Raw genomic sequence first — 19065 nt, 5'->3', positions numbered from 1 at the left:
GGGGTCCCGCCCCACGTCACCGTCGACCGCCCGGAGCCCGTCATGTCGGTCACACCCGTGCTGGAAGCGGACGTACTGAGCCGGCAGGACCCGGAGCTGGCCGAGATCCTGCGCGGGGAGCTGGACCGGCAGTCGACGACCCTCCAGCTCACCGCGGCCGAGAACTTCGCCTCGCCCGCCGTGCTCGCCACCCTCGGCTCCCCGCTGGCCAACAAGTACGCCGAGGGCTACCCCGGCTCCCGGTACCACGGCGGCTGCGCGCTGGCCGACACCGCCGAACGCATCGCCGTGGAGCGCGCCAGGGCCCTCTTCGGCGCCGAGCACGCCAACGTGCAGCCCCACACCGGCTCCTCGGCCATGCTGGCCGCCTACGCGGCCGTGCTGCGCCCCGGTGACACCGTCCTCGCCCTCAGCCTGGACGACGGCGGCCACCTCACCCACGGCTCGCCCGCGAACTTCTCCGGCCGCTGGTTCGACTTCGTCGGCTACGGCCTGGACCCGGAGACCGGGCTCGTCGACCACGACGAGGTGCGCCGGCTGGCCCGCGAGCACCGGCCCAAGGCTCTGGTGTGCGGCTCGATCGCCTACCCGCGCCACTTCGACCACGCCTTCTTCCGCGACGTCGCCGACGAGGTCGGGGCGTATCTCATCGTCACCCTCGCGCACTCGGCCGGACTGGTCGCCGGGGGAGCTGCGCCGAATCCGGTGCCGTACGCGGACCTGGTGTGCGCCACCACGCACAAGACGCTGCGGGGGCCGCGCGGGGGACTGATCCTGTGCGGGGCCGGGCTGGCCCGGCGGGTCGACCGGGCGGTGTTCCCCTTCACCCAGGGCGGCGCCCAGATGAACAGCGTCGCCGCCAAGGCCGTCGCGTTCGGTGAGGCGGCCACCCCCGCGTTCGCGGCCTACGCCCACCAGACGGTCGCCAACGCGCAGGCCCTCGCCGGGCACCTGGCCGACGCCGGGTTCACGGTCGCCACCGGCGGCACCGACACCGCCCTCGTCGTGGCCGACCCGGCCCCCCTGGGCATGGACGGCCGCACCGCGCGCGGGCGGCTCGCGGCCGCCGGACTGGTGCTGGACTGCTGTGCGCTTGCGCACACCGGCGGCCGGGCGCTGCGGCTCGGCACCGCCGCCGTCACCACCCAGGGGATGGGGGAGCCGGCCATGGCCCGGATCGCCGCGCTGCTGGTCGGCGTGGTGAGCGGCGCCCTGGACCCGGCCGCCGCACGGGCCCGGGTGCGCGAGCTGACAGCCGACTTCCCGCCGTACCCGGAGTGAGAACCAGGGGGAGAAGGGGAGGCAGAAGGGGTGGCATACGGGTACGGAACGCCCCGACGGAACCATCCTCGTCCCCCGCCGGTCCTTGACCGTACGTGTCCCTCGCTAGGGTGTGGGGCTGTGATGGCCAGCGAACTCTGTGGGGATGCCCGTGCGTGAATACCTGCTGACGCTTCTCATCACGGCCGCGGTGACCTACCTGCTGACAGGGCCGGTACGGAAGTTCGCGATCGTGGCGGGAGCGATGCCGGAGATCCGGGCACGGGACGTGCACCGGGAGCCCACTCCGCGGCTCGGCGGTATCGCCATGTTCTTCGGACTGTGCGCGGGGCTGCTCGTCGCGGACCACCTGCAGAACCTCAACGAGGTCTTCGCCAAGTCCAACGAGCCCCGCGCCCTGCTGTCCGGGGCCGCGCTGATCTGGCTGATCGGCGTGCTGGACGACAAGTTCGAGATCGACGCGCTGATCAAGCTGGGCGGGCAGATGATCGCCGCCGGTGTGATGGTGGTGCAGGGTCTGACGATCCTGTGGCTGCCGGTGCCCGGTGTGGGCCTGGTCGCCGTCACCCAGTGGCAGGGCACCCTGCTGACCGTCGCCCTGGTCGTCATCACCATCAACGCGGTCAACTTCGTCGACGGCCTCGACGGTCTCGCCGCCGGCATGGTCTGCATCGCCACCGCCGCGTTCTTCATGTACGCCTACCGCATCTGGTACGGCTACGGCATCGAGGCGGCCGCCCCGGCGACGCTGTTCGCGGCGATCCTGATGGGCATGTGTCTGGGCTTCCTGCCGCACAACATGCATCCGGCGCGCATCTTCATGGGCGACTCCGGCTCGATGCTGATCGGCCTGGTGCTGGCCGGCAGCGCCATCTCCGTCACCGGCCAGATCGACCCGGACCGGCTGAACCTGTTCTCCGGTTCCGAGCGCAGCACCGTGCACCAGATGGTGCCCGCGTACATCCCGCTGCTGCTGCCGCTGTCGATCATCGCCATCCCGGCCGCCGACCTCGTGCTGGCCATCGTGCGACGCACCTGGCGCGGCCAGTCGCCGTTCGCGGCGGACCGCGGGCATCTGCACCACCGGCTGCTGGAGATCGGGCACTCACACAGCCGGGCGGTGCTCATCATGTACTTCTGGTCGGCCCTCATCGGCTTCGGCGTGCTCGCCTACTCGGTCAACTCGGCCTCGATGTGGATCGTCCTCGGCGTCGTCTTCCTCAGCGCCGTCGGCCTGGTCATGCTCCTCCTCCCACGCTTCACCCCCCACGCCCCCCGCTGGGCCCAGCACTTCGTCCCCCCGCGCTACCGCCGCTATCCGGAACCGCCGGAAGAGAGCGAGGAAGCGGGGCCCGAGCCCGGCGAAGCGTCCTCCGCGGCCCTCACCGACGCCACCACCGCCTCGACCGCGGTGGCCGCGGTACCGGGCGTCAACGGGGCGACCGCGATCGGCGGACGTACGCGATCCACCAAGGGCCGCAAGGTAAGAATCTGACTAGAGCATTGCCAAGTCGTGGGGGAGCAAAGCCCCCTAATACCAGACAAGCTCACCCGGTTCTTGCACCTGTGCGCGTCGTCACTCTCATGTGTGACGATCGATACGTCTTCAGGTAAAGACCTCATCAAATAGTTTGTGATACGGTTCACGAGAACCCAGGACAGAGCCGGAGACCGTGAAGCCACGGTCCAGCGGCGTGAGAGTTTCCGTACTCGGTCCGGGACTACGCTCGTCCATGACGACACCTGCCCCCTGTGAAAGCGGAGTTGCCGCCATGCCGTCCAATGACGTCCGGATTCTTGCCCAGGCCGCGGTGCCCACGGCTGCCGTCGGCGCGATCGCCGCCGTTGTCAGCGGTGTTGTCGCCGGCGGCAAGGGTGCGATCGGGGCCGTCGTGGGCACACTGATCGTCATCCTCTTCATGGGGATCGGTCTTTACGTCCTGCAGCGCACCGCCAGGTCGTTCCCGCAGCTGTTCCAGATGATGGGCCTCATGCTCTACGCGGCCCAACTCCTGCTGCTGGTCGTCTTCGTGGCCGTTTTCAAGAACACGAACCTGTTCAACCCGCGTGCCTTCGCCATCGTCTTGGTGGTCACCACCCTGACGTGGATCGCCGCCCAGGCGCGGGCCCACATGAAGGCCAAGATCCTCTACGTCGATCCCGATGCTCCGTCCAGGGAAGACAAGTCCCAGAAGACGGACCGCTCGTCATGAGGGGTAGGGCCGGGATAAAGGCGCGGGAGAGATCCTGCTATCGTCCGGTGCCAACTGCGGCATCGCGGGCGCGGGCATTCGAGCTGACGCCTGTTCCACTGCGAGGCTAGATGCCCCCCAGCCGCCCCCACATCCGTAACACCAGTCCCGTGCCGAACCGCGGCCGTACGCCGCGCCGACACAACGAGGTTGCCGTACCTATGCGCCACGATGAAGGAGCCCGCGGTGAGTGCTGACCCGACGCAGACGCTCGCTTTCGACACGAGCTGCCACCTGTTCTCCGGGTGCGGCTTCCCGGCTCCGGGCCTGCACTCGTTCCTGTTCAAGCCGCTCTGGGGCGACGCGGACAGCAACCTGTACTTCAACAAGACGATGCTGCTGGCCCTGATCGGCTCCATCGTCGTCGTGGCCTTCTTCTGGGCGGCCTTCGCCCGCCCGAAGGTCGTCCCCGGCAAGCTCCAGATGATCGCCGAGTCCGGCTACGACTTCATCCGGCGCGGCGTCGTCTACGAGACGATCGGAAAGAAGGAAGGCGAGAAGTACGTACCTCTGGTCGTCTCGCTGTTCTTCTTCGTCTGGATGATGAACCTCTGGTCGATCATCCCGGTCGCCCAGTTCCCGGTGACGGCGATCATCTCGTACCCGGCCATCCTGGCCGCGATCGTGTACGTCCTGTGGGTCGGTCTGACCTTCAAGCGGCACGGGTTCGTCGGCGCCTTCAAGAACTTCACCGGCTACGACAAGTCGCTCGGCGCGGTGCTCCCGCTGTCGATGACGATCGAACTGTTCTCGAACCTGCTGGTCCGGCCGTTCACGCACGCTGTGCGGCTCTTCGCCAACATGTTCGCCGGTCACACGCTGCTGCTGCTCTTCACGATCGCCAGCTGGTACATGCTGAACGGCATCGGCATCGCCTACTCCGGTGTCTCGTTCGTCATGGTCCTCGTGATGACCGCCTTCGAACTCTTCATCCAGGCTGTCCAGGCGTACGTCTTCGTGCTCCTCACGTGCAGCTTCATCCAGGGCGCGCTCGCCGAGCACCACTGAGCCCGCTCAGCCACACCCATCCAGACATCCGGTGGCCATCCCCCACCGGACATTGAAAGAGAAGGAAGAACCGGCATGTCCGCTCTCGAAACCCTTGCCGCCGGTGTCCAGATCAAGGGCAACCTCGGCTCCATCGGTTACGGTCTCGCCGCCATCGGTCCGGGCGTCGGCGTCGGCATCATCTTCGGTAACGGCACGCAGGCCCTCGCCCGCCAGCCCGAGGCGGCCGGCCTGATCCGCGCCAACCAGATCCTCGGCTTCGCCTTCTGTGAGGCGCTCGCCCTCATCGGTCTGGTCATGCCGTTCGTCTACCCGGCCTCCTGACCCGACCGCCGCGTTACCCATAGACGAAAGGCACTGATACATGAGCCCCCTGGTAATGCTGGCGGCTGAGGAGGCCGAGAACCCCCTCATCCCGCCGATCCCAGAGCTCGTCATCGGCCTGATCGCCTTTGTCATCGTCTTCGGCTTCCTCGCCTGGAAGCTCCTCCCGAACATCAACAAGGTTCTGGAGGAGCGCCGCGAAGCGATCGAGGGCGGGATCGAGAAGGCCGAGGCCGCGCAGACCGAGGCTCAGAGCGTCCTCGAGCAGTACAAGGCCCAGCTCGCCGAGGCCCGTCACGAGGCCGCTCGGCTGCGCCAGGAGGCTCAGGAGCAGGGTGCGACGCTCATCGCGGAGATGCGGGCCGAGGGCCAGCGTCAGCGCGAGGAGATCGTCGCCGCCGGTCACGCCCAGATCGCGGCCGACCGCAAGGCCGCTGCCGCCGCGCTGCGTCAGGACGTCGGCAAGCTCGCCACCGAACTGGCCGGCAAGCTCGTCGGTGAGTCCCTCGAGGACCACGCCCGGCAGAGCCGTGTGATCGACCGCTTCCTCGACGAGCTCGACGAGAAGGCCGAGGCCACGCGATGAACGGAGCGAGCCGCGAGGCCCTGGCAGCCGCACGGGAGCGTCTCGACGCGCTGACGGACTCCACCTCCGTGGACGCCGCGCAGCTCGCCGACGAGCTGGCGGCCGTCACCGCGCTGCTCGACCGCGAGGCCGGCCTGCGCCGGGTCCTCACCGACCCGGCGCAGCCCGCCGAGGCCAAGGCCGAGCTGGTGCGGCGCCTGATCGGCGGCCAGGTGAGCGGTCCGACCGCCGACCTGGTGGCCGGAATGGCCCGGTCCCGCTGGTCGCAGCCCCGCGACCTGGTGGACGCGCTGGAGCAGCTGGCGGACATCGCCGACCTCACCGCCGCGGAGAAGTCGGGCACGCTGGACGACGTCGAGGACGAGCTTTTCCGGTTCGGCCGCATCGTCGCCTCCGACCCGGCCCTGCGGGCCGCGCTGACCGACCGGTCGGCGTCCACCGAGGCCAAGGCCGAGCTGGTGCACCGGCTGCTGGGCGGACGGGCCAAGCCCGTCACCGAGCGTCTGGTCACCCGGCTGGTCACCGCGCCGCGTGGACGTAGCCTGGAAGCGGGACTCGAGTCCCTGTCCAAGCTGGCCGCGGAGCGCCGGGACCGGCTGGTGGCGATCGTCACTTCGGCGGTCCCGCTGAGCGAGGCCCAGAAGCGTCGCCTGGGCGACGCCCTGGCCAAGCTCTACGGCCGCCGGATGCACCTCAACCTGGACGTGGACCCCGAGGTCATCGGCGGTGTGCGGGTGCAGGTGGGTGACGAGGTCATCAACGGCTCCCTTGCGGACCGGCTGGACGACGCCGCCCGCCGTATGGCGAGCTAGAACGTAAACAAGCAGTACGCAATTACGGCCCTGGTTGGGCCGTGCAGAGGATTCACCTCGTTCAGGGGGGAGTCCGGAGACAGACATCCCCCCAAAGTGAAACTTCGGGCCCAACAAGGAGAGCAGGGAACCCAGATGGCGGAGCTCACGATCCGGCCGGAGGAGATCCGGGACGCACTGGAGAACTTCGTCCAGTCGTACAAGCCGGACGCGGCCTCGCGCGAGGAGGTCGGTACGGTCACCGTCGCCGGCGACGGCGTCGCGAAGGTCGAGGGTCTTCCCTCGGCCATGGCCAACGAGCTGCTGAAGTTCGAGGACGGCACCCTCGGCCTCGCCCTCAACCTCGAGGAGCGCGAGATCGGTGCCATCGTTCTCGGCGAGTACAGCGGCATCGAGGAGGGCCAGCCGGTGCACCGCACCGGAGAGGTCCTCTCGGTCGCCGTCGGCGACGGCTACCTCGGCCGTGTCGTCGACCCGCTGGGCCAGCCGATCGACGGCCTCGGCGAGGTCGAGACCGACGGCCGCCGCGCCCTCGAACTGCAGGCCCCCACGGTCATGCAGCGCCAGTCGGTGCACGAGCCGATGGAGACGGGCTACATGGCGGTCGACGCCATGACCCCGATCGGCCGCGGCCAGCGCCAGCTCATCATCGGTGACCGCCAGACCGGCAAGACCGCCCTGGCCGTCGACACGATCATCAACCAGCGCGACAACTGGCGCACCGGCGACCCGAACAAGCAGGTCCGCTGCATCTACGTCGCCATCGGCCAGAAGGGCTCCACCATCGCCGGCGTGCGCCGCGCGCTGGAGGAGAACGGCGCGCTGGAGTACACGACCATCGTCGCCGCCCCGGCGTCCGACCCGGCCGGCTTCAAGTACCTGGCGCCCTACACCGGTTCCGCCATCGGTCAGCACTGGATGTACCAGGGCAAGCACGTCCTGATCGTCTTCGACGACCTGTCGAAGCAGGCCGACGCCTACCGCGCCGTGTCCCTGCTGCTGCGCCGCCCGCCGGGCCGCGAGGCGTACCCCGGTGACGTCTTCTACCTGCACTCCCGTCTGCTGGAGCGCTGCGCGAAGCTCTCCGACGACCTGGGCGCCGGCTCGATGACCGGTCTGCCGATCGTCGAGACGAAGGCCAACGACGTCTCGGCCTTCATCCCGACCAACGTCATCTCCATCACCGACGGCCAGTGCTTCCTGGAGTCGGACCTCTTCAACGCCGGTCAGCGTCCCGCGCTGAACGTCGGTATCTCCGTCTCCCGAGTCGGTGGTTCCGCCCAGCACAAGGCGATGAAGCAGGTCTCCGGCCGACTGCGCGTGGACCTCGCCCAGTTCCGTGAGCTGGAGGCGTTCGCCGCCTTCGGTTCCGACCTGGACCAGGCGTCCAAGAACCAGCTCGAGCGCGGTCAGCGCATGACCGAGCTGCTGAAGCAGGACCAGTACCAGCCGATGTCCACCGAGGACCAGGTCGTCTCGATCTGGGCCGGTGGTACGGGCCGCATGGACGACGTGCCGGTCGAGGACGTCCGCCGCTTCGACAAGGAGCTGCTGGAGTTCCTGCACCGCAAGCACCAGGGCCTGATGACCTCCATCCGGGAGGGCGGCAAGCTGTCGGACGACACCCTGCAGGCCATCGGTGACGCGATCGAGGAGTTCAAGAGGCAGTTCGAGACCTCGGACGGCAAGCTCCTCGGCGACGACACCCCGGCCTCTCCCGCCAAGTGACGTAAGGAAGGGACCTGACTCATGGGAGCCCAGCTCCGGGTCTACAAGCGTCGCATCCGATCCGTCACCGCGACCAAGAAGATCACCAAGGCGATGGAGATGATCGCCGCCTCGCGTGTCGTCAAGGCGCAGCGCAAGGTGGCGGCCTCCAAGCCGTACGCGGACGAGCTGACCCGCGCGGTCAAGTCGGTCGCCACCGGCTCGAACACCAAGCACCCGCTCACCACGGAGGCCGAGAACCCGACCCGTGCCGCGGTCCTGCTCCTCACGAGCGACCGCGGTCTGGCCGGCGCCTTCAACTCCAACGCCATCAAGGCGGGCGAGCAGCTCACCGAGCGCCTCGAGCGCGAGGGCAAGCAGGTGGAGACGTTCATCGTCGGCCGCCGTGGTGTCGCGCACTACAACTTCCGTGAGCGCAAGGTCGCGGAGGCGTGGACGGGCTTCACCGACGAGCCCACGTACGGGGACGCCAAGAAGGTCGCGGCGCCCCTCATCGAGACCATCGAGACGGCCGATGCGGACGGCGGCGCGGACGAGCTGTACATCGTCTTCACCGAGTTCGTCTCGATGATGACGCAGACGGCGGTCGCCGAGCGGCTGCTCCCGCTGCGCCTCGACGAGGTCACGGAGGAGAAGACCGGCGACGGTGAGATCCTCCCGCTGTACGACTTCGAGCCCTCGGCGGAGGACGTCCTGGACGCCCTGCTGCCGCGGTACGTCGAGAGCCGGATCTACAACGCGCTGCTCCAGTCGGCCGCTTCGAAGCACGCCGCCACGCGGCGCGCGATGAAGTCGGCCACCGACAACGCGGGTGAGCTGATCAACACGCTCTCCCGTCTTGCCAACGCGGCCCGCCAGGCCGAAATCACCCAGGAAATCAGCGAGATCGTCGGTGGCGCCAGCGCCCTGGCCGACGCGACCGCGGGGAGTGACCGATAAATGACCACCACTGTTGAGACCGCGGCGGCCACGGGTCGCGTCGCCCGCGTCATCGGCCCGGTCGTCGACGTGGAGTTCCCCGTCGACGCGATGCCGGACATCTACAACGCCCTGACCGTCGAGGTCGCCGACCCGGCGCACGACGGCGAGAAGAAGACGCTGACCCTCGAGGTCGCCCAGCACCTGGGTGACGGCGTGGTCCGCACCATCTCCATGCAGCCGACCGACGGCCTGGTCCGCCAGTCCGTCGTGACGGACAGCGGCGCGGCCATCTCCGTCCCGGTCGGCGACTTCACCAAGGGCAAGGTGTTCAACACCCTCGGTGAGGTGCTGAACGTCGACGAGAAGCACACCGGCGAGCGCTGGCCGATCCACCGCAAGGCCCCGAACTTCGACGAGCTCGAGTCGAAGACCGAGATGTTCGAGACGGGCGTCAAGGTCATCGACCTGCTCACCCCGTACGTCAAGGGCGGCAAGATCGGCCTGTTCGGCGGTGCCGGTGTCGGCAAGACGGTGCTCATCCAGGAGATGATCTACCGCGTCGCCAACAACCACGACGGTGTCTCCGTGTTCGCCGGTGTCGGTGAGCGCACGCGTGAGGGCAACGACCTCATCGCGGAGATGACCGAGTCGGGCGTCATCGACAAGACCGCGCTCGTCTTCGGTCAGATGGACGAGCCGCCGGGCACCCGTCTGCGCGTCGCGCTGGCCGGCCTCACCATGGCCGAGTACTTCCGTGACGTCCAGAAGCAGGACGTGCTGTTCTTCATCGACAACATCTTCCGCTTCACGCAGGCCGGTTCCGAGGTCTCCACGCTGCTCGGCCGCATGCCGTCCGCCGTGGGTTACCAGCCGACCCTGGCCGACGAGATGGGCCTCCTCCAGGAGCGCATCACCTCGACGCGCGGTCACTCGATCACCTCGATGCAGGCGATCTACGTCCCCGCGGACGACCTGACCGACCCGGCCCCGGCCACCACGTTCGCCCACCTCGACGCGACGACGGTGCTCTCCCGTCCGATCTCGGAGAAGGGCATCTACCCGGCCGTGGACCCGCTGGACTCCACGTCCCGCATCCTGGACCCGCGGTACATCGCGCAGGAGCACTACGACTGCGCCATGCGCGTCAAGAACATCCTGCAGAAGTACAAGGACCTCCAGGACATCATCGCGATCCTCGGTATCGACGAGCTGGGCGAGGAGGACAAGCTCGTCGTCCACCGTGCCCGTCGCGTGGAGCGCTTCCTGTCCCAGAACACCCACGTCGCCAAGCAGTTCACCGGCGTGGACGGTTCGGACGTTCCGGTGGACGAGACCATCGCCGCGTTCAACGCGATCTGCGACGGTGAGTACGACCACTTCCCGGAGCAGGCGTTCTTCATGTGCGGTGGCATCGAGGACCTCAAGAAGAACGCGAAGGAGCTGGGCGTCTCCTGACACCCGCGCTCCGGGCCGGGGGGCGGGCACGTCCCGCCCCCTCGGCCACGCCCCCTAGAATTGACCCCGACACCCGGCACAACCGCCGGGTGGTGATCCGAGGAGCCAACCTTGGCTGCTGAGCTGCACGTCGAGCTGGTCGCCGCCGACCGCCAGGTCTGGTCCGGCGAGGCCACCCTGGTCGTCGCGCGCACCACGTCCGGCGACATCGGCGTCATGCCCGGTCACCAGCCGCTGCTCGGTGTGCTGGAGTCGGGCCCGGTGACCATCCGCACCAGTGACGGCGGGACCGTCGTCGCCGCGGTGCACGGCGGTTTCATCTCGTTCGCGGACGACAAGCTGTCGCTGCTGGCCGAGATCGCCGAGCTGGCGGAGGAGATCGACGTCCAGCGCGTCGAGCGCGAGCTGGAGCGAGCGAAGGCGGAGGACGACGAGGACGCCCAGCGTCGCGCCGACGTCCGTCTGCGGGCGGCGACCTCCGCGCGCTGATCATCGCGCCGTGTGACCATCATTCAGCCGCGGCCGGCCCGGAAACATTCCGGTGCCGGTCGCGGCTGAGGTGAATCCGGGTGTTTTTCCGGTTCCATTACCTGGCTCTGCGGTTTCATTACCCTGAGCCGAAAGCAGTTCCACTACCTGGGAGACGAGGAGGTCGGTGCCGATGGTCCTCGCTCTGACTGTGTGCGGAATCGTGGTCGCGCTCGTGGTGGTGGGTCTGTTCCTGTTCGGCCTGCGCCGCAGGCTCATCCAGCGTTCCGGCGGTACCTTCGACTGTTCGCTGCGCTGGGACGTGGAGGAGCAGTCCGATGTGAACGGCAAGGGCTGGAGCTACGGCGTGGCCCGCTACAACGGCGACCGCATCGAGTGGTTCCGGGTCTTCTCCTACGCCCTGCGCCCGCGCCGGGTGCTGGAGCGCTCGCGGATCGAGGTGGCCGGACGCCGGCTGCCCGAGGGCGAGGAGGAGCTGGCGCTGCTGTCCGACGCGGTGATCCTCGCCTGTGTCCACGAGGGCACCCACCTCGAACTCGCCATGAGCGAAGACGCGCTGACCGGATTTCTCGCGTGGCTGGAAGCAGCCCCGCCCGGTCAGCGAGTGAATGTGGCGTAGCCACATTCACGCTCCCCCGGACGAAGTCCGGGGGAGCGTCAACGTCGCTCAGAGGTCTGCGACCTCTCGCATTCCCTTACGACAGGCCGTTGCTGAGGGCCGTCACGAGTTCACCGTTGCTGGTGTCCCCGGTGAAGTCCCAGAAGAACGCCCCGCCCAGGCCCTGGCTCTTGGCCCAGCTCATCTTGCCGGCGATGGTCGACGGGGTGTCGTACGACCACCAGTTGCTGCCGCAGTGGGCGTACGCGGTGCCCGCGATCGTGCCGGTGACCGGGCAGGAGCCCTTGAGCACCTTGTAGTCCTCGATGCCCGCCTCGTAGGTGCCCGGAGCGGCTCCGGTGGCGGTGCCGCCGGGGGCGTCCTGGGTGACACCCGTCCAGCCGCGGCCGTAGAAGCCGATGCCGATGAGCAGCTTGTTCGCCGGGACGCCGATGGCCTTGTACTTGGCCATCGCGTCGGCGGTGGTGAAGCCCGCCTTCGGGATGCCGCTGTACGAGGTGAGCGGGGAGTGCGGAGCCGTCGGACCCTTGGCGTCGAAGGCGCCGAAGAAGTCGTACGTCATCACGTTGTACCAGTTGAGGTACTGCGACGCGCCCGCGTAGTCGGCGGCCTCGATCTTGCCGCCGCTGGAGCCGTCCGCGGTGACCGCGGCGGTGACCAGGTAGTTGGCGCCGAACTTGGAGCGCAGCGCCGAGACCACGTTCCTGAAGGCCGCGGAGCCGCTGGTGTCGCAGGACAGACCGCAGGCGTTGGGGTACTCCCAGTCGATGTCGATGCCGTCGAAGACATCGGCCCAGCGGGGGTCCTCCACCAGGTCGTAGCAGGACTGGGCGAACGCGGCCGGGTTCTTGGCCGCCTCGCCGAAGCCGCCGGACCAGGTCCAGCCGCCGAAGGACCACAGCACCTTGATGTTCGGGTACTTGGCCTTGAGCTGGCGGAGCTGGTTGAAGTTGCCGCGCAGCGGCTGGTCCCACGTGTCGGCGGCGCCGCTGACCGACTGGTCGGCGGTGAACGCCTTGTCGTAGTCGGCGTAGGAGTCGCCGATCGCGCACTTGCCGCCGGTGACGTTGCCGAAGGCGTAGTTGATGTGCGTGATCTTGGAGGCGGAGCCGGACGTCACGATGTTCTTGACGTTGTAGTTCCGGCCGTAGATGCCCCACTCGGTGAAGTAGCCGAGCTTGACCTTGTCACCGGTCGCGGGCGGCGGGTTGGTGCCGCCTCCGGTGGTGCGCACGGCCGTGGCGGCGCTCGCCGGACCGGTCTGGTCGGCGGTGTCGCGGGCGCGCACACTGTAGGAGTAGTCGGTGCCGGCGGTGAGACCGGTGTCCGTGTACGAGGTGGTGGTGACGGTGGCGACCTTGGCGCCGTCGCGCAGGACGTCGTAGTTCTTGACGCCCTTGTCGTCGGTGGCCGCAGACCAGCTCAGCTTGACCGAGGTGTCGGTCACGGCGGAGGCGGTGGGCTGGCCGGGCGCGGAGGGCGCCGCGTCGCCGGGCACCGTGGTGCCGTCACAACTGTCGCCGTTCAGCTTGCAGTTGCTGGGCGAGCCGGAGCCCGCGCCGTTGAAGGCGAAGGAGACGGAGGAGCCGGGGGCGACCGAGCCGTTGTACGACTTGTTCTTCGCCGTCCAGTGGGTGCCGGAGGAGGTGACGTCGGCGTCCCACGCGGAGGTGACGGACGTGCCCGAGGGGAAGTCCCACTCGATCGTCCAGGAGCTGATGGCGGTGGTGCCGGTGTTCTTGACGGTCCACTTGCCTTCGAAACCGCTGCCCCAGTCCTGGGACTTCACATAGCTCGCGGTGACGTTGGTGGCAGCCTCGGCCGGGGCGGCCAGGCCGACGAGGCCGGCCAGGGGGAGCAGCAGGGTCACGGCACCCGCCGCGACTCTGTGTCTGAAGCGCATGTGCGCCTCCCTCGATGTCGGGGGGAACTTCCAGAGGCATGGGGGGCATGACTGAGCCTTCACGCCCATGCTGCCGCGAGAATAGGAAAGGTCTGGACCAGCGGTCAATAGGTCTGGACCATTTGTTCCGCAATTCGACTTAACCTCAACTCCTCTGCTGCCGTAGGGGTTTGACAGCCCTGCGAGGAGGAAGCGTGAGTGACTCGGCAAGCCCCGGAACCGTCCTGGTGGTGGACGACGACGCGGCGATCCGCCGCTCCCTGGAGCGCGGCCTGAGGCTGAACGGCTTCACCGTGCGCACCGCGGCCGACGGCGCCGAGGCGCTTGCCGCCGTCGGCCGGGAATCGCCGGACGTGCTGGTGCTGGACGTCTCGATGCCCGGCCTCACCGGCATCCAGGTGTGCGCCCGACTCCGCGACGAGGGTCGTGAACTGCCCGTACTGATGTTGTCCGCGCTGGACGAGACCGCCGACCGGATCGCCGGACTCCAGGCGGGCGGCGACGACTACCTCGTCAAGCCCTTCGCCCTCCAGGAGCTCGTGCTCCGGCTGCGCGCCCTGCTGCGCCGCCGCCCTCCCGCCGGCGGCCGGGAGGTGCTGCGCGAGGCCGGGGTCGAGATCGACCCCAGCGCCCGAACCGTCCTGCGCGACGGGCGCGTACTCGACCTGACCCGGCGGGAGTTCCAGCTCCTGGAGGTGCTGATGCGCAACGCCGGGCTCGTCCTCACCCGCGACCAGCTCCTCGAACGCGTCTGGGGCTACGACTTCGAGGTCCGCACCGACGCCGTCGACACCTTCGTCAGCTATCTGCGCCGCAAACTCGAGGCCGACGGCGCCCCGAGGCTGGTGCACACCGTGCGCGGGGTCGGCTTCGTGTTCCGGGAGGCGCGGTGAGGCTCTCCGCCCGCGTCGGCCTCGCCGTCGGCTGCACCGTCCCGCTGCTGGTGCTGGCCTCCGGCTGGCTGCTGACCCACCTGGTCGCCCGCGACCTGCACCGGGCCGGCGACCAGCACCTGCGTCAACGTGCCGCCGCCGTCGCCCCGGACGCCCGCGCCCTGCTGCGCGCCACGGCGGGCAACCGCCCCCGTGTCGCCGATCAGCGGGAGCGGCAGCTCTTCAGTGCCGCCCTCGATGTCGGCGTACGCGTTAAGGGGCCGGACGGCGTCTTCAGCGGCGGCCCGCAGCCCCGCCCCTCGGTCCGGCTGCCCGAGCGGGCCGGGGTGCCGGTGACCATCCGCGACGGCGCCCGGAGCTGGCGCGCGCTGGCCCGGCCGGTGCGCGGCGGCACCCTGTGGGTGTTCGCCCCCGACACCGCCGACCGGGCCCAAGTCCTGCTGGTCCGGCGCCGGGTGGTGTTCACCGCACTCATCGCCGCGCCCGCCTCCGGCGCCCTCGCCTGGGCCCTGGCCGCCGGGGCGAGCGCCCCGCTGCGCCGCCTCACCCGGCGCACGGCGGGCCTGGACCCGCGCACCAGCGGCGTACGGCCGGACACGGAGCGGACCGGCGTCACCGAGGTCGATGAACTCAGCTCCACCCTGCGCACCGTGCTCGCCCGCTACGACGAACAGGCGGCCCGCACCGCCGAGGCGCTCGACACCGCGCGCTCCTTCTCCTCGGCGGCCGCGCACGAACTGCGCACTCCGCTGATGAGCATGGGCACCAACCTGGACGTCCTCGACATCCCCGGCCTGCCCGCACCGGACCGCGACGAGGCGCTGGCCGACCTGCGTCTCGAACACGCCCGGCTGCTGCACCTGCTGGTGATGCTCCGGGAGCTGGGCCGGGGGGACTTGGTGGAGGCCGAGACCTTCGCCGCCGTCGACCTGGCCGACCTCGCCGACACCGCCGTGGCCGAGGTACGGCGGCGGGACCGGGGCGCCGATGTCGCGCTGGACGCCGAACCGGGGGTCACCGTGCCGGGCTGGGAGCCGGGGCTGCGGCTGCTGCTGGACAACCTGCTGGCCAACGCGCTCGCCCACGGCCGTGATCCGGCGGGCGCCGCCCGGATACGGGTGGCCGTGCGGCGCGCGGGGGAGCAGGCGGTGGTCGTCGTGGCCGATCAGGGGCCCGGCATCCCTCCCGCGTGCCGGCAGCGGCTCTTCGAGCGGTTCCACCGGGGGCCGTACAGCACCGGCTCCGGGCTCGGGCTCACCCTGGTCGCCCAGCAGGCCGCGCTGCACCGGGGGAGCGTCGGCGTCACCGATGGCCCGGACGGCACCGGGGCCCGCTTCGAGGTGCGGCTGCCGCTGGACGGCACCGGGGCGCCGGGGCGGCGGGACTGGCTGATCGGGACGGCCGGGGCGGACCGGTCACAAGGTTTCCCCAAAGTGACCTCCTAGCCTCCGGGGCGACGGACGGCACCACGGCCCGTCCCGGACGTGAACGGAGACGCACATGGACGCACGACGAACCACCCGCACTCTCCTCGCGGGCCTCGCCACCGCGGCGCTGCTGGCGGGCTCGGCCGGTGCCGCGTCCGCCGCCGGCGCCTCTCCCGGCGCCGAGCCCGCCGGTGACGGGGCGCGAGCCCTCTGCAAGCGGGCCCCTAAGGTCGACAGGCGCATCGACCGCGCCCTGAAGCGACTCGACGCGGGCAAGGCACGGCGCGGCTCCGTGGCCCGCCTTCAACAGCGCGTCGACAACGCGAAGGAAGCCGGCCACAACGAGATCGCCACCTTCCTCCAGGGCCGCCTCGACACCCGCGAGTCGCTGAAGAAGGAACTGCAGCAGCGCAAGAAGGACCTGGCCGGGGTCGAGACCTGGTGCGCGAAGAACGACGGCGGCAAGAACGACGGCGGCAAGAAGGGCAGCGGCAAGTGAGGCGCGGCTTGCGGCGCGCGGCGGTGGCCGTCACCCTGGCCGCCCTCGCGGCCCTCACCACCGCCTGCGGCCACGAGGGCGCCGCCACCCCGTCCAGCACCCCTTCGGGCTACGCGGACATGAAGCAGAAGGTCGACGCGGCGGAGTCGGCGGCCGCGGCGGCGGACCGCGACGCCACCAGCGACGCCGACCGGTAGGGACAGCCGGAACGGTCGGGAGTCGGGGGGCGCCTCGCGCAGGCGCCCCCCATCCCCGTACCCGGCCCTAGCGCTCGCCCCCCGGCACCCACAGCACGTCGCCGGTCTCCTTGTTGGCCGTGCGGGCCAGGATGAACAGCAGGTCGGAGAGGCGGTTGAGGTAGGTCGCGGTGAGCGGGTTCATCGTCTCGCCGTGCACCTCGAGCGCCGCCCAGGTGGAGCGCTCGGCCCGCCGTACCACCGTGCACGCCTGGTGCAGCAGGGCCGCGCCGGGGGTGCCGCCGGGCAGGATGAACGAGCGCAGCTTCTCCAGCCGTTCGTTGAACCGGTCGCAGTCCTGCTCCAGCCGGTCCACGTAGAACTGCTCGACCCTCAGCGGCGGGTACTCCGGGTTCTCCACCACCGGCGTCGACAGGTCGGCGCCCACGTCGAAGAGGTCGTTCTGCACCCGGGTGAGGACCGTGACGACCTCCTGGTCCAGCCCGCCGAGCGCGACGGCGGTACCGATCACCGCGTTCGCCTCGTTGGCGTCCGCGTACGCGGAGATCCTGAGGTCGGTCTTGGCGGTCCGGCTCATGTCGCCGAGGGCGGTGGTGCCCTGGTCGCCGGTCCTGGTGTAGATGCGCGTCAGATTGACCATACGGTCAGCGTAGTTGCCTCAAAGGGCGCGAAGCGGTGCGGATTTGACGGACCGGAGCGGCACAACCGGAACGTGACGGGTGTCTCACGCCCTGAGACCGTGACACGCATTACTTACGGTCCTCAAGGCGTCGCCCGAGCGCTAATGTCCGCCGAGAGGAACCATAAACAGCGCGTAAGGGGAGTCGGAGTGGCAGGGAAGCTCGCCGTCATCGGGGCCGGTCTCATGGGGTCCGGCATCGCCCAGGTCGCCGCACAGGCCGGCTGGGACGTGGTTCTGCGCGACGTCACCGACGAGGCGCTCAAGCGCGGTACCGACGGCATCCGGGCCTCCTACGACAAGTTCGTCGCCAAGGGCAAGCTGGACGCGGCCGACGCCGAGGCCGCCCTCGCCCGGATCACCCCGACCACCGACCTGGACGACGTCGCGGACGCGGACATCGTGATCGAGGCGGTCTTCGAGAAGCTCGAGGTCAAGCACGAGATCTTCCGCGCGCTCGACAATATCGTGCGCCCGGACGCCGTGCTCGCCTCCAACACCTCCGCCATCCCGATCACCAAGATCGCGGCCGTCACCGAGCACCCCGAGCGCGTGGTCGGCGTGCACTTCTTCTCGCCGGTGCCGATGATGCAGCTCGTCGAGCTGGTCCGGGGTTACAAGACCAGCGACGAAGCCCTCGCCACCGCGCGGGAGTTCGCCGAGTCGGTCGGCAAAACCTGCATCGTCGTCAACCGCGACGTCGCCGGGTTCGTCACCACCCGTCTCATCTCGGCCCTCGTGGTCGAGGCCACCAAGCTCTACGAGTCGGGCGTGGCCACCGCCGAGGACATCGACCTCGCCTGCAAGCTGGGCTTCGGGCACGCCATGGGACCGCTCGCCACCGCCGACCTCACCGGGGTCGACATCCTGCTGCACGCCACCGGCAACATCTACACCGAGAGCCAGGACGAGAAGTTCGCCCCGCCGGAGCTGATGCGCCGGATGGTGGACGCCGGTGACATCGGCCGCAAGAGCGGGCAGGGCTTCTACACGTACTGACCGCGTCCGGATCACCCGCCGATCCCGTGCGCGTCCGTACAGCCGCTCAGGGGGATCACCCCCGCGGGTGAATTCGGTATCGGTTCGCTTACAACCAGCAACCGCATCGACACCCACACAGTCAGACGTTGCACAGCACCGTCACGGAGAACGCCACTCGCACTCAACGGGGAGCGCATATGTACATCAGGGGCGACCACGCCGAGCTGGTCGTCGGGGGGCGCCTCGACGTCCGCAGCGCGGCGGACGCCCGTACGGCCCTCCACGCGGCGCTCGACGACGGGATCGGCGATCTGGTGCTGGACCTGTCCGAACTGGACTCCTGGGACGCCACCGGACTCGGTGTCATCATGGGCGCACACCGGCGCGCGGGCCGCTGCGGCCGGCGTCTGGTGCTGCGCCGGGTGCCGCCCCAGATGCAGCGGCTGCTCGTGGCCACCCGGCTGCACCGCATCCTCGCCATCGAGGGCGGAGTCGGTGTGGAGTCGCTGCCCCGCGTGTGAGGTCCCGGAACCGGGGCAGGCTCCAACTCGTCCCGAACGGCGCGTCGCGCACATTCCTCACCGGAAGGTGATCTCCCGGATCTCTCGGGCCGTCCGGCACCCCGCCCTGTCGGTGACCCCTGCCGACGGTTTAGGGTTCGGTCGCCCGCCGCCTCGTGTAATCCGCGAGCGGGCCCGGACCAGAAGCGACAGCGCGATGTGCGGCAGGCCGGGAGGGGCCGAGATCGGCACACGACGCTTTTGGGGGCTTTGAACCCATGGACCCGATACTTCCGGGAACCGAGGACCACGGTCAGGCACTGAGCCGCCGTCCGCCGCGGGACCCCCTCACCGCCGACTTCGCCCCGAGCGGCCCCGTGCCCGCCCGCACCACCCGCCTGGTCTGCGGCGACTTCCTGCTCACCGTCAACCCGGTCGACGGCAGCGAGATAGAGCCCTGCCCGCCGCAGACCAGGCGGGTGGTGCGGGCGGGCACGGGGCCGCTCGGGGC

The 19065-nt window shown here is 69.7% G+C and carries 21 protein-coding genes; 19 read left to right on the top strand and 2 right to left on the bottom strand.

Annotated features, from left to right (window positions below; genetic code table 11):
• The first annotated feature begins 42 nt into the window (after positions 1 to 42).
• The 12 genes from CCN33_RS07245 to CCN33_RS07190 all read left to right on the top strand — a co-directional run bounded on the left by CCN33_RS07245 (position 43) and on the right by CCN33_RS07190 (position 11475).
• Positions 43 to 1281 (top strand): serine hydroxymethyltransferase, encoded by a 1239-nt coding sequence (locus tag CCN33_RS07245; protein WP_086692402.1) that lies wholly within the window; start codon positions 43 to 45, stop codon positions 1279 to 1281.
• Positions 1282 to 1432: 151 nt separating this feature from the next.
• Positions 1433 to 2776, top strand: a complete 1344-nt coding sequence (locus tag CCN33_RS07240; RefSeq protein WP_086692418.1) for an MraY family glycosyltransferase — start codon at positions 1433 to 1435, stop codon at positions 2774 to 2776.
• A 277-nt stretch (positions 2777 to 3053) separates the two neighbouring features.
• Entirely contained in the window at positions 3054 to 3494 is a 441-nt protein-coding gene (locus CCN33_RS07235) for a Cg1360 family ATP-synthase-associated protein (RefSeq protein WP_086692400.1), read from the top strand.
• 210 nt (positions 3495 to 3704) lie between these two features.
• Entirely contained in the window at positions 3705 to 4541 is an 837-nt protein-coding gene (gene atpB, locus CCN33_RS07230; RefSeq protein WP_086692398.1) for a F0F1 ATP synthase subunit A, read from the top strand.
• Positions 4542 to 4616: 75 nt separating this feature from the next.
• On the top strand, positions 4617 to 4865 hold the full coding sequence (locus CCN33_RS07225; RefSeq protein ID WP_018544514.1) for an ATP synthase subunit c family protein: 249 nt from the start codon (positions 4617 to 4619) through the stop codon (positions 4863 to 4865).
• A 40-nt stretch (positions 4866 to 4905) separates the two neighbouring features.
• Positions 4906 to 5451: a F0F1 ATP synthase subunit B gene (locus CCN33_RS07220; RefSeq protein ID WP_086692396.1), complete on the top strand. Its 546-nt coding sequence runs from the start codon at positions 4906 to 4908 to the stop codon at positions 5449 to 5451.
• The gene (locus CCN33_RS07215) at positions 5448 to 6263 is read left to right on the top strand and encodes a F0F1 ATP synthase subunit delta (protein WP_086692394.1); all 816 of its coding nucleotides are present in this window, start codon (positions 5448 to 5450) and stop codon (positions 6261 to 6263) included. Before CCN33_RS07220 ends, CCN33_RS07215 begins: the two co-directional genes overlap by 4 nt.
• A 135-nt stretch (positions 6264 to 6398) precedes the next feature.
• Positions 6399 to 7991: a F0F1 ATP synthase subunit alpha gene (atpA, locus tag CCN33_RS07210; protein ID WP_086692392.1), complete on the top strand. Its 1593-nt coding sequence runs from the start codon at positions 6399 to 6401 to the stop codon at positions 7989 to 7991.
• Between the two features lie 21 nt (positions 7992 to 8012).
• Positions 8013 to 8930, top strand: a complete 918-nt coding sequence (locus tag CCN33_RS07205) for a F0F1 ATP synthase subunit gamma (RefSeq protein WP_086692391.1) — start codon at positions 8013 to 8015, stop codon at positions 8928 to 8930.
• Complete coding sequence (gene atpD / locus CCN33_RS07200; RefSeq protein WP_086692389.1) at positions 8931 to 10367, top strand: F0F1 ATP synthase subunit beta; 1437 nt, start codon at positions 8931 to 8933, stop codon at positions 10365 to 10367.
• A gap of 111 nt (positions 10368 to 10478) precedes the next feature.
• A complete protein-coding gene (locus CCN33_RS07195) occupies positions 10479 to 10856 on the top strand; it encodes a F0F1 ATP synthase subunit epsilon (protein WP_030815967.1) in 378 nt (125 codons plus the stop codon).
• A gap of 172 nt (positions 10857 to 11028) precedes the next feature.
• The gene (locus CCN33_RS07190) at positions 11029 to 11475 is read left to right on the top strand and encodes a DUF2550 domain-containing protein (protein WP_086692387.1); all 447 of its coding nucleotides are present in this window, start codon (positions 11029 to 11031) and stop codon (positions 11473 to 11475) included.
• A 76-nt stretch (positions 11476 to 11551) separates the two neighbouring features.
• On the opposite strand, the gene CCN33_RS07185 is transcribed toward CCN33_RS07190, so the two are convergent.
• Complete coding sequence (locus tag CCN33_RS07185) at positions 11552 to 13378, bottom strand: glycoside hydrolase family 18 chitinase (protein ID WP_086692385.1); 1827 nt, start codon at positions 13376 to 13378, stop codon at positions 11552 to 11554.
• Positions 13379 to 13572: 194 nt separating this feature from the next.
• Here CCN33_RS07185 and CCN33_RS07180 point away from each other — a divergent pair, with 194 nt between their 5' ends.
• The 4 genes from CCN33_RS07180 to CCN33_RS07165 are packed head-to-tail and all read left to right on the top strand — an operon-like array spanning position 13573 to position 16394.
• The gene (locus CCN33_RS07180) at positions 13573 to 14271 is read left to right on the top strand and encodes a response regulator transcription factor (protein WP_086692383.1); all 699 of its coding nucleotides are present in this window, start codon (positions 13573 to 13575) and stop codon (positions 14269 to 14271) included.
• A complete protein-coding gene (locus CCN33_RS07175) occupies positions 14268 to 15716 on the top strand; it encodes a sensor histidine kinase (RefSeq protein ID WP_086692381.1) in 1449 nt (482 codons plus the stop codon). The genes CCN33_RS07180 and CCN33_RS07175 overlap by 4 nt, the downstream gene beginning before the upstream one ends.
• Positions 15717 to 15771: 55 nt before the next feature.
• On the top strand, positions 15772 to 16197 hold the full coding sequence (locus CCN33_RS07170; protein ID WP_086692379.1) for a hypothetical protein: 426 nt from the start codon (positions 15772 to 15774) through the stop codon (positions 16195 to 16197).
• Positions 16194 to 16394 (top strand): hypothetical protein, encoded by a 201-nt coding sequence (locus CCN33_RS07165; protein WP_140394483.1) that lies wholly within the window; start codon positions 16194 to 16196, stop codon positions 16392 to 16394. The genes CCN33_RS07170 and CCN33_RS07165 overlap by 4 nt, the downstream gene beginning before the upstream one ends.
• 67 nt (positions 16395 to 16461) lie before the next feature.
• On the opposite strand, the gene CCN33_RS07160 is transcribed toward CCN33_RS07165, so the two are convergent.
• Entirely contained in the window at positions 16462 to 17034 is a 573-nt protein-coding gene (locus CCN33_RS07160; RefSeq protein WP_086692375.1) for a cob(I)yrinic acid a,c-diamide adenosyltransferase, read from the bottom strand.
• A 189-nt stretch (positions 17035 to 17223) separates the two neighbouring features.
• On the opposite strand from CCN33_RS07160, the gene CCN33_RS07155 reads away from it, so the two are divergent.
• The 3 genes from CCN33_RS07155 to CCN33_RS07145 form a co-directional block, all read left to right on the top strand.
• Entirely contained in the window at positions 17224 to 18072 is an 849-nt protein-coding gene (locus CCN33_RS07155; protein WP_086692373.1) for a 3-hydroxyacyl-CoA dehydrogenase family protein, read from the top strand.
• Positions 18073 to 18251: 179 nt separating this feature from the next.
• Entirely contained in the window at positions 18252 to 18575 is a 324-nt protein-coding gene (locus CCN33_RS07150) for an STAS domain-containing protein (protein WP_031181232.1), read from the top strand.
• A gap of 257 nt (positions 18576 to 18832) precedes the next feature.
• A partial coding sequence (locus tag CCN33_RS07145) for a hypothetical protein (protein ID WP_140394482.1) occupies positions 18833 to 19065 on the top strand: 233 nt, incomplete at its 3' end.

The sequence above is a fragment of the Streptomyces recifensis genome (assembly GCF_002154615.1).
Classification (GTDB): Bacteria; Actinomycetota; Actinomycetes; order Streptomycetales; family Streptomycetaceae; genus Streptomyces; species Streptomyces griseoluteus.
Note: the sequence above shows the minus strand (reverse complement) of the source record. Positions and strands in the feature narration are given on the sequence as shown.

Coding starts and splice junctions, on each gene's coding strand:
- CCN33_RS07245 (WP_086692402.1), top strand. CDS start 43: ATGTCGGTCACACCCGTGCTGGAAGCGGACGTACTGAGCCGGCAGGAC.
- CCN33_RS07235 (WP_086692400.1), top strand. CDS start 3,054: ATGCCGTCCAATGACGTCCGGATTCTTGCCCAGGCCGCGGTGCCCACG.
- atpB (WP_086692398.1), top strand. CDS start 3,705: ATGAAGGAGCCCGCGGTGAGTGCTGACCCGACGCAGACGCTCGCTTTC.
- CCN33_RS07225 (WP_018544514.1), top strand. CDS start 4,617: ATGTCCGCTCTCGAAACCCTTGCCGCCGGTGTCCAGATCAAGGGCAAC.
- CCN33_RS07220 (WP_086692396.1), top strand. CDS start 4,906: ATGAGCCCCCTGGTAATGCTGGCGGCTGAGGAGGCCGAGAACCCCCTC.
- CCN33_RS07215 (WP_086692394.1), top strand. CDS start 5,448: ATGAACGGAGCGAGCCGCGAGGCCCTGGCAGCCGCACGGGAGCGTCTC.
- atpA (WP_086692392.1), top strand. CDS start 6,399: ATGGCGGAGCTCACGATCCGGCCGGAGGAGATCCGGGACGCACTGGAG.
- CCN33_RS07205 (WP_086692391.1), top strand. CDS start 8,013: ATGGGAGCCCAGCTCCGGGTCTACAAGCGTCGCATCCGATCCGTCACC.
- atpD (WP_086692389.1), top strand. CDS start 8,931: ATGACCACCACTGTTGAGACCGCGGCGGCCACGGGTCGCGTCGCCCGC.
- CCN33_RS07190 (WP_086692387.1), top strand. CDS start 11,029: ATGGTCCTCGCTCTGACTGTGTGCGGAATCGTGGTCGCGCTCGTGGTG.
- CCN33_RS07185 (WP_086692385.1), bottom strand. CDS start 13,378: ATGCGCTTCAGACACAGAGTCGCGGCGGGTGCCGTGACCCTGCTGCTC.
- CCN33_RS07170 (WP_086692379.1), top strand. CDS start 15,772: ATGGACGCACGACGAACCACCCGCACTCTCCTCGCGGGCCTCGCCACC.
- CCN33_RS07160 (WP_086692375.1), bottom strand. CDS start 17,034: ATGGTCAATCTGACGCGCATCTACACCAGGACCGGCGACCAGGGCACC.
- CCN33_RS07150 (WP_031181232.1), top strand. CDS start 18,252: ATGTACATCAGGGGCGACCACGCCGAGCTGGTCGTCGGGGGGCGCCTC.